The sequence below is a fragment of the Rhodococcus sp. NPDC057014 genome, assembly GCF_042673295.1.
GTDB lineage: Bacteria > Actinomycetota > Actinomycetes > Mycobacteriales > Mycobacteriaceae > Rhodococcus_F.
Genome location: NZ_JBHUSF010000367.1, coordinates 1 through 8,425 on the forward strand (window position 1 = coordinate 1; position 8,425 = coordinate 8,425).

The following is an 8,425-nucleotide window of genomic DNA, read 5'->3' on the forward strand; positions in this document are numbered from 1 at the left end:
GGCCTGGTACTGATCTCTCAGCACCGGGCCTGACCTGGTGTTTCACTGTCGGGGTGGCGGGATTTGAACCCACGACCTCTTCGTCCCGAACGAAGCGCGCTACCAAGCTGCGCCACACCCCGTGTTGAACCTCGGCTAGCTTACATTACCCAGCCAGTCACCATTAAATCCCCTGGTCAGTTGCGTAAAACGGTGCTCTCCGACGACTCCGTGCGAGCCCGTGCGACGTCGGCGTCCGAACCGCCGCGCTGAGCCGGGACCAACGTCAGGAGCGTCGCCTCGGGGCGGCAGCAGAAACGGGCCGGCGCCCACGGCGACGTCCCGATCCCCGCGGACACGTGCAGCTGGGTGTGCGCCCCCCACTTGGACGGCCCCTTCACCCGCGAGCGGTCGATGTCGCAATTGGTGACGAGCGCGCCGTAGAACGGCAGACACAGCTGACCGCCGTGCGTGTGGCCGGCCAGCACCAGGTCGTACCCGTCGTCCGCGAACCGATCCAGAACCCGCGGCTCCGGCGAGTGGGTGATGCCCAGCCGGAGATCGGCCAGCGGATTGGGCGGGCCTGCGATGGTGTCGTACCGGTCGCGCTGGAGGTGCGGATCGTCGACCCCGGCCGACGCGATCCGGACCCCCGACACCTCGAGGTCGCGGCGCACATGCGTGACGTCGAACCAGCCGCGTTCGGTGAACGCGGCCCGCAGATCGCCCCACGGCAGCGGCTCGCCGAGGATGCGCTTGCGATCCTTGCGGAAGTACTCGAACGGGTTCTTCGGTTTCGGCGCGAAGTAGTCGTTGCTGCCGAACACGAACAGTCCGGGGCGGGCCAGCAGATTCCCCAGGGCCTGGACCACGGCGGGCACCGCCCGCTGGTGCGACAGGTTGTCGCCGGTGTTCACGACGAGGTCGGGGTCGAGGTTGTCGAGTTCCCGCAGCCAGTTCTGTTTCAGCCGCTGTCCGGGCATCATGTGCAGGTCGCTGATGTGCAGCACACGGAGCGTCGACGACCCGGGTTCGAGCACCGGCATCGTGACCTCACGCAGGGCGAACGCATTGCGCTCGATGAGCGAGGCGTAGCCGATGCCGAGGGCGGCGGCACCCGCCGTGGCCAGGGCGGCGCGGGTCAGGTTGGTGCGGAACTCGTCAGACACTCTTCCAGGATACTGATGAGCGCAATCGAGATGCAGTGGACGAATCGGGGCGCGTAGCGTTTCGCCCATGCCAGATTCACTGAAAGCAAGACTGCGCTCCGACATGACGGCCGCCATGAAGGCCAAGGATTCGCTGCGCACCGCCACGATCCGCATGCTGATGGCCGCCGTGCAGACCGAAGAGGTTTCCGGCAAGGAGGCCCGCGAACTCACCGACGACGAGGTGCTGAAGGTCCTCGCGAAGGAGTCGAAGAAGCGCGGCGAGTCCGCGGAGATCTACACCGAGAACGGCCGGGGTGAGCTGGCAGCGCAGGAGCGGGCCGAGGCGCAGATCATCGACGAGTACCTGCCGACGCCGCTGACCGACGCCGAGCTCGTCGACGTCGTGGACACCGCCATCGCCCAGGTGGCCGAGGAGATCGGTGAGCGTCCCGGTATGCGTCAGATGGGTCAGGTCATGAAGGCCGCCGGCGCGCTCGCGGGCGGCAAGGCGGACGGTTCGCGGCTCTCGCACGCGGTGAAGTCCCGCCTCTGACCCCCCAGGTGAGTGGGAAAGCGTGCTCCTACACACTTTCCCACTCACCTGCGGTCACCGGGGTATGGGCGGCAGCTGGATCGGCGGCAGGCCGGGCAGCTGGATGGGCGGAACGGGGATTCCCTGAGCCGGGGCCTGCGGGGGAGCGGCCTTCACCGATCCGTCGCTGACGTAGATCGTGATCGTCGACCCCGGAATCGCCGAACCGGACGGCGCCGAGCTCGTGACCGTCCCCTTGGCGGCCTGCGACGCGGTGGTGATCGCGTTCACCGTGAATCCGGCCCCCTGTAGGCGCGACGTCGCGGCCGACTGGCTCAGGCCGGTGACGTCCGGAACCTGACCGTTCTGCGAACCCCGCGCGTACTTCTGGTCGACGGGCGGCAGCGTCGTCGGCCCGAAGTTGTTGGCGACGGGATTCATCGCGGCGAACCACGTCTGGGCGGGCTCGTTGCCGCCGTAGAGATTTCCGTCACCACAGGGCCGCAGCGGGCCCGAGCAGATCTCACCGGGGGTCGGCGAGTCGCCGTATACGTAGACGGCGGCGGCGAAGTTGTTCGTGAACCCGAGGAAGCCCGACGACATGTGGGACTCGGTGGTTCCGGTCTTACCCGCCATCGGGAGGGTCCAGCCGGCGCTGCCCGCGGCCCCGGCCGAGGTGCCGCCGGCCTTGTCGTCCTTGCTCATGGCGTTGGCGAGGGTGTCGGCGAGGCCGGGCTCGACCACCTGCTCGCAGGCCTGCTGTGTGACCGAGACGGGCTTGCCTTCACGGTCGAAGACCGAATCGATGGGGGTGGGCGGGCACCACTTGCCGTGTGACGCGAGCGTTGCGGCGACATTCGACAGTTCCAGCGGGTTGACCCAGGTGGGTCCGAGGGTGAACGAACCCAGGTTCTGATCCTTCTGGAAGTCCGCCATGCTGCGGTCGTCGAAGCCGGAGGTGCCGGGGTCGGCGTAGGAACGCAGCCCCAGCCGTACCGCCATGTCGACGGTGGGGGCGACGCCGGTGGCCTGGATGAGCTTGACGAACGCCGTGTTGGGCGACTGCGCGAGCGCGTCCGTCACCGACAGCGACGCCGGGTACTTGCCCGCGTTCTCGACGCAGTACGTGGCCGCCGGGCATCCGCGCGCACCACCGCTACCCATGCCCCGGGCCTCGAACCGTCCGGGGACGTCGAGGACGGCGTTGGTGCCGAGGCCCTTCTCCATGGCGGCGGCCGTGGTGAAGATCTTGAAGATCGACCCGGCGCCGTGACCGGCCAGCGAGTACGGCTGGGCCTGCACGGTTTCGTCGGCGTTCGCGTCGAGGCCGTAGGTGCGGCTACTGCCCATCGCGAGGATGCGGTGTGAATCCTGGCCGGGCTGGACCACGTTCATGACGTTGGCGATGCCGTCGAGTGCGGGGCTGGCCTTGGCGGTGAGCGCCGCCTTGGTCGACGCCTGCACCGCGGGGTCGAGCGTCGTCTTGATCAGGTAGCCGCCCTTGTCGATCTGCTCCCGGCTGATGCCGGCGTTGGCCAGGTACTGCAGGGCGTAGTCGCAGAAGAAGCCGCGGTCGCCGGCGGCGATGCACCCGCGGGGCAGCCGGTTGGGTTCGGGCAGCACGCCGAGGGGAGTCCACTTGAGCTCCCGCAGTTCGGCGGCGCGCTCGGGGATGTTCGAGATCATCGTGTCGAGAACCACGTTGCGGCGTTCGAGGACGCCGTCGGGGTTCGTGTACGGGTTCAGCGCCGAACTGGACTGCACCATGCCCGCGAGCATCGCGGACTGCTGGGTGTTCAATTCGGACGCGTCGATGCCGAAGTAGGTCTGGGCGGCGTCCTGGATGCCGAACGAGGCGTTGCCGAACGGCACCAGGTTCAGGTAGCGGGTGAGGATCTCGTCCTTGGTGAGTTCCTTGTCGAGCGTCAGCGCCATCCGGATCTCGCGGATCTTGCGGGCGGGTGTCGTCTCGATCGCGGCCCGGCGTTCGGCGTCGGTCTTGGCGACGACGAGCAGCTGGTAGTTCTTCACGTACTGCTGGTCGAGTGTCGACGCGCCCTGCTGCACCTCACCGCTCGTGGTGTTGGTGAGGAAGGCGCGCATCGTGCCCTGCCAGTCGACGCCCTTGTGCTCCGGGAACCGGCGGTCCTCGACGGAGACGATGGCGAGTTTCATCTCGTTGGAGATCTTGTCGCTGGGCACTTCGAAGCGGCGCTGGTCGTACAGCCATGCGATGGGATTGCCTGCGGAGTCGACCATCGTCGAGACCGCGGGAACCGTTCCTTCGACCAGTTCGGCGGAGACGTTGTCGACGGTGTCAGCCGCCCTGTTGGAGGCGTAACCGAAGCCTCCGGCGAGCGGAAACATCACGCCGGCGAGGAGCACTCCTGCCAAGGCGGAGGATCCTGCGAGCTTCCCCACTGTTTTTGCAATCGACACGATCTACAGACTACGTGGGGTCTGAGGGTGCGCTGGTTGGGCGCAGAATTCGGCCAGGAAAATGCCCTGAGCACGGGGTATGGACGGGCGTACCAAAAAAGCATGTTCTTCGTCTTGCGCGTGGCGGTTTCTTTACCTAAATTGTTGGAACAGTGTGATGGAGATAACACCCCATCGCTTATGTGGTGCAGCCTCGGCGTGCTACGCGCTGGGTTTGCGCAGACTCGAAGAGGGGAAACGAATGCACATGACCACCCCAACCAGCCGTCTGGACGTCGAGCAAGCAGAAGCGCGAATCGCCTGGGTCACCCAGGCCCGTTGCCGGGAAGTCGATCCCGATCAACTCTTTGTACGCGGTGCAGCACAGCGCAAGGCCGCAACCATTTGCCGGCACTGCCCGGTATTGATGCAGTGCGGGGCCGATGCACTCGACAACCGTGTCGAGTTCGGCGTGTGGGGTGGCATGACGGAACGTCAACGCCGGGCGTTGCTCAAGCAGCACCCCGAGGTGGAATCATGGTCCGATTTCTTCGAAGCTCAGCGGCAGCACCAGTCCGCTGTCTGAGATTCGGGATCGGTATCGCAGTCAGGCAGGACACAGGCGGGTGACCGGTTCTCCGGTAGCGGGCTGATCAGCTCGTCCGGGTGAGCTGGTCGCCTACCGCTCTCAAGGCCTCGAGGTCCGACACCTCGAACGGCAGCGAGGGCACGCCGACGATCGGCACCCGAGGGTGGGCGGCCGTGAACCGGCTCAGTAGTTGGACCTCACGCTTGGCGATCACCGCCCGATGGGCGTGGATTCGCAGGACAGCGGCGGTGAGGGGGTCTTGGTCCCCGAGTTGGTCGGCGGCAGTGACCGCGTGATCGGCCGACAGGGAACTGAGAGTGGGGTGCGTCCGATTCAGGACGAGGCCCGCGAGCGGCATCTCGTCGCCTGCGAGCCGGTCGACGAAGAATGCCGCCTCGCGCAGCGCATCCGGTTCGGCTGCGGCGATCACCAGAAACTTGGTGCCCGGCTGCCGGAGCAATTCGTAAGTGCGCGTTGCCCGTTCCCGGAATCCGCCGAACATCGAGTCCAGTGACTGCACGAAACTCGAGGCGTCCGACAGCATCTGACTGCCGACGATGGTGGACACGCCGCGCAGCGCCAGGCCCATCGCCCCGGTGACGAGCCGGGTGAGGCCGCGGCCGGGTGCGGTGAGCAAGCGGATCATGCGACCGTCGAGGAACGCGCCCAGACGCTGGGGTGCGTCGAGGAAGTCCAGGGCGTTGCGCGACGGTGGCGTGTCGACGACCACCAGATCCCATTCGTCGCTGGAGGCGAGTTGCCCCAGCTTCTCCATCGCCATGTACTCCTGTGTTCCCGAGAACGAGCTGGCGACGGTCTGGTAGAAGGGGTTCGCGAGAATCTGCTCCGCCTTCTCCGGCGTGGAGTGCTCGATCACCATCTCGTCGAACGTGCGGCGCATGTTGAGCATCATGGCGTGCAGTTCGCCCGTCGCGTCCGGTCCGAGCTGCACCGGCTGCGGCGTGTTGTCGAGTTCCGCGACGCCGAGAGCCTGCGCGAGCCGGCGGGCCGGGTCGATGGTCAGCACGACCACCTTGCGTCCCTGCTCCGCCGCGCGCAGCGCCAGCGACGCGGCCGTCGTGGTCTTGCCGACGCCGCCGGCTCCGCAACAGACGACGATCCGCGTCGCCCTGTTCTCCAGAATTCCCGCGACGTCGAGTGCGGAGGCGGTGCGGCGACGCTCGTGTTCAGTTGTCTGGGTCATCGGACACCCTGTTCCGTCAGATATTCCGCGAGCTCGTACAGCCCGCCCAGGTCCACACCGTCGGCGAGGGACGGCAGATGCAGCCGTGCCCCGTCCACTTCGCTGAGCTGTCCGGCGCTCTCTTCCTGCGCCTCGAGGACGGACGCGTGTTCGATCGTCTCGGTGAGCAACCCGGCGAAATTCTCCTCGTCCAGGGTGATCCCGGTCTTCTGCAGTCCGGCCCGGACGGCCTCGGCGTCGATCCTGCCCTTCGCGACGTCGGAGAGGGTGTCGGCGGGCAGGAACTGCGGGCTGGTGCGGTTGACGACGACGGTGCCCAGCCGCAGGTCGGCGCGGGCCAGTTCCTCTGCGGCGTCGGTGGTCTCCTGCACCGGCAGCGCCTCGAGCAGGGTCACGAGGTGGACGACGGTCTCGTCGGAATGCAGCAGGCGCACCACGCCCTCGCTCTGGGAGCGCACCGGCCCGCCCTTCGCGAGGTCGGCCATCGCCTTCGTCACGTCGAGGAAGTTACCGATCCGCCCGGTCGGCGGGGCGTCGACGACGACGGCGTCGTACACCCGTGTGCCCGACTTGTCGGAGCGCACCACGCATTCCTTGATCTTGCCGGTCAGCAGCACGTCCCGGAGGCCCGGTGCGATGGTGGTGGCGAACTCGATGGCGCCGAACTTGCGCATCGCGCGTCCCGCGAACCCGAGGTTGTAGAACATCTCGAGGTATTCGAGGAACGCGGTCTCGATGTCGATGGCCAGCGCCATGACCTCCCCGCCACCCTCGGCGGCCGCGACCTTCGTCTCCTGCGGCGGCAGCGGGGGCACGTCGAAGAGCTGAGCGATCCCCTGCCTGCCCTCGACTTCCACGAGTAGCACGCGGCGCCCACCCTCGGCCAGGGCGAGCGCCAACGCGGCGGCCACCGTGGACTTTCCGGTGCCGCCCTTTCCGGAGACGAAATGCAGCCGGGCCCGCGCAGCCTTCTCGGGCCACGTCGGGGTGAGCTGGTCTGGGGATGCAACCACGGGGTCGAGCCTATAAGTCTGGGAGCCGGGATGTGCGGGGGATAGGCTCACCGGCATGAGTGAATTGACTTCCTGGGAGTACGCCACCGTTCCGCTGCTCACACATGCCACCAAGCAGATCCTCGACCAGTGGGGCACCGACGGCTGGGAACTGGTGACGGTTCTGCCCGGACCCACCGGTGAGCAGCACGTCGCGTACCTGAAGCGTCCGAAGGGCTGAGGGCCGTGGCGCAGACACAGAACTGGTCCGCCCGCCTGAGCGAACTCGGCATCACGCTGCCGTCCGTCGTTCCGCCGGTGGCCGCCTACGTGCCCGCCGTACGCACCGGCAATTACGTCTACACGTCCGGGCAGCTGCCGATCGTCGAGGGCAAGCTGACGATCGCGGGCAAGCTCGGCGCCGGTGTGTCGGACGAGGACGCTAAGTCCGCGGCCCGGGCGTGTGCACTGAACGCGCTGGCGGCGGTCGACGCCCTCGTCGGCATCGACTCGGTGGTGCGGATCGTCAAGGTCGTCGGATTCGTCGCGTCCGCCGAGGGATTCACCGGTCAGCCCGGCGTCGTGAACGGCGCTTCCGAGTTCCTCGGCGAGGTGTTCGGCGAAGCCGGTGCCCACGCACGCTCGGCCGTCGGTGTCGCGGAACTGCCGCTCGGCGCCCCCGTCGAGGTGGAACTGATCGCCGAAGTCCAGCCGGAGTCGTAGAGCCATGACGCTTGCCCATCCGGCCTACGCCCAGGTGCGGGAGGTCACCCCGATCGTCTCGGTCGTGCTCGAGAACAATCCCGGCATGATGACGCTCGACGGAACCAACACATGGATTCTGCGGGCGCCGGGCCGGGACGAGTGCGTGGTGGTCGACCCGGGTGACGCCGACGAGGAGCACCTCGCCCGCGTCGCGGCACTCGGACCGGTCGCATTGACGCTGATCACCCACCGTCACTTCGACCACACCGGGGGAGTGCAGCGGTTCTTCGAACTCACCGGCGCGCCCGTGCGTTCGGTGGACCCCGAGTTCCTCCGCGGCGGGGCCGACGCCCTCGTCGACGGCGAGACCATCGACGTCGCCGGGCTCACCATCACGGTGATCGCCACGCCCGGGCACACGAAGGACTCCGTGTCGTTCACCGTGGAAGGGGAGGGCACCGTCCTCACCGGCGACACGATCCTCGGCCGCGGCACCACGGTGCTCGACGACTCGGACGGCGACCTCGGCGACTACCTGTCGTCGCTGCGCCGGCTGCTGGACCTCGGCACCGGACACCGGGTGATGCCCGGCCACGGACCCGAACTGCCCGAACTGAACGTGATCGCGCAGCAGTACCTCGATCATCGCGAGGAGCGGCTCGGTCAGGTGCGGGCCGCGCTCGAGACGCTCGGGGGCACCCCTACCGTCCGCGAGGTGGTCGAGCACGTCTACTCCGACGTCGACCCGAAGTTGTGGCCGGTGGCGGAGAAGTCCGTCAACGTGCAGCTCGCGTATCTGCGCAGCCTCGGCTGACCGCACGACGACGTCGGCCACCCCCTCGCCGTGAGGGGGTG

9 protein-coding genes and 1 tRNA gene are annotated in these 8,425 nt (G+C 67.7%); 5 read left to right on the forward strand and 5 right to left on the reverse strand.

The window, feature by feature from the left end:
• Positions 1–48: 48 nt before the first annotated feature.
• Positions 49–122 (reverse strand) — tRNA-Pro (locus ACFTZB_RS39585).
• Between the two features lie 54 nt (positions 123–176).
• Positions 177–1,148 carry a metallophosphoesterase gene (locus ACFTZB_RS39590; RefSeq protein ID WP_378440491.1) on the reverse strand — a complete coding sequence of 324 codons (972 nt, stop codon included), beginning with the start codon at positions 1,146–1,148 and terminating at the stop codon, positions 177–179.
• 67 nt (positions 1,149–1,215) lie between these two features.
• Between ACFTZB_RS39590 and ACFTZB_RS39595 the strand changes: the two genes are divergently transcribed.
• Positions 1,216–1,683, forward strand: a complete 468-nt coding sequence (locus ACFTZB_RS39595; protein ID WP_005248498.1) for a GatB/YqeY domain-containing protein — start codon at positions 1,216–1,218, stop codon at positions 1,681–1,683.
• A gap of 54 nt (positions 1,684–1,737) precedes the next feature.
• Here the strand turns inward: ACFTZB_RS39595 and ACFTZB_RS39600 are convergent, their stop codons facing one another.
• Positions 1,738–4,083, reverse strand: coding sequence for a penicillin-binding protein (locus tag ACFTZB_RS39600; RefSeq protein ID WP_378440500.1), 2,346 nt, complete (start codon positions 4,081–4,083; stop codon positions 1,738–1,740).
• Positions 4,084–4,342: 259 nt separating this feature from the next.
• Here ACFTZB_RS39600 and ACFTZB_RS39605 point away from each other — a divergent pair, with 259 nt between their 5' ends.
• Entirely contained in the window at positions 4,343–4,666 is a 324-nt protein-coding gene (locus ACFTZB_RS39605) for a WhiB family transcriptional regulator (RefSeq protein ID WP_005248496.1), read from the forward strand.
• Between the two features lie 67 nt (positions 4,667–4,733).
• Here the strand turns inward: ACFTZB_RS39605 and ACFTZB_RS39610 are convergent, their stop codons facing one another.
• Both ACFTZB_RS39610 and ACFTZB_RS39615 read right to left on the reverse strand, forming a co-directional pair.
• On the reverse strand, positions 4,734–5,873 hold the full coding sequence (locus ACFTZB_RS39610; protein WP_072938071.1) for an ArsA family ATPase: 1,140 nt from the start codon (positions 5,871–5,873) through the stop codon (positions 4,734–4,736).
• Positions 5,870–6,886 (reverse strand): ArsA family ATPase, encoded by a 1,017-nt coding sequence (locus ACFTZB_RS39615; RefSeq protein ID WP_378440494.1) that lies wholly within the window; start codon positions 6,884–6,886, stop codon positions 5,870–5,872. Before ACFTZB_RS39615 ends, ACFTZB_RS39610 begins: the two co-directional genes overlap by 4 nt.
• A 55-nt stretch (positions 6,887–6,941) precedes the next feature.
• On the opposite strand from ACFTZB_RS39615, the gene ACFTZB_RS39620 reads away from it, so the two are divergent.
• The 3 genes from ACFTZB_RS39620 to ACFTZB_RS39630 are packed head-to-tail and all read left to right on the forward strand — an operon-like array spanning position 6,942 to position 8,384.
• On the forward strand, positions 6,942–7,106 hold the full coding sequence (locus tag ACFTZB_RS39620; protein WP_005248493.1) for a DUF4177 domain-containing protein: 165 nt from the start codon (positions 6,942–6,944) through the stop codon (positions 7,104–7,106).
• Positions 7,107–7,111: 5 nt separating this feature from the next.
• Positions 7,112–7,588, forward strand: coding sequence for a RidA family protein (locus tag ACFTZB_RS39625; protein WP_378440496.1), 477 nt, complete (start codon positions 7,112–7,114; stop codon positions 7,586–7,588).
• A gap of 4 nt (positions 7,589–7,592) precedes the next feature.
• Positions 7,593–8,384 (forward strand): MBL fold metallo-hydrolase, encoded by a 792-nt coding sequence (locus ACFTZB_RS39630; RefSeq protein WP_378440498.1) that lies wholly within the window; start codon positions 7,593–7,595, stop codon positions 8,382–8,384.
• The last annotated feature ends 41 nt before the right edge of the window (positions 8,385–8,425 follow it).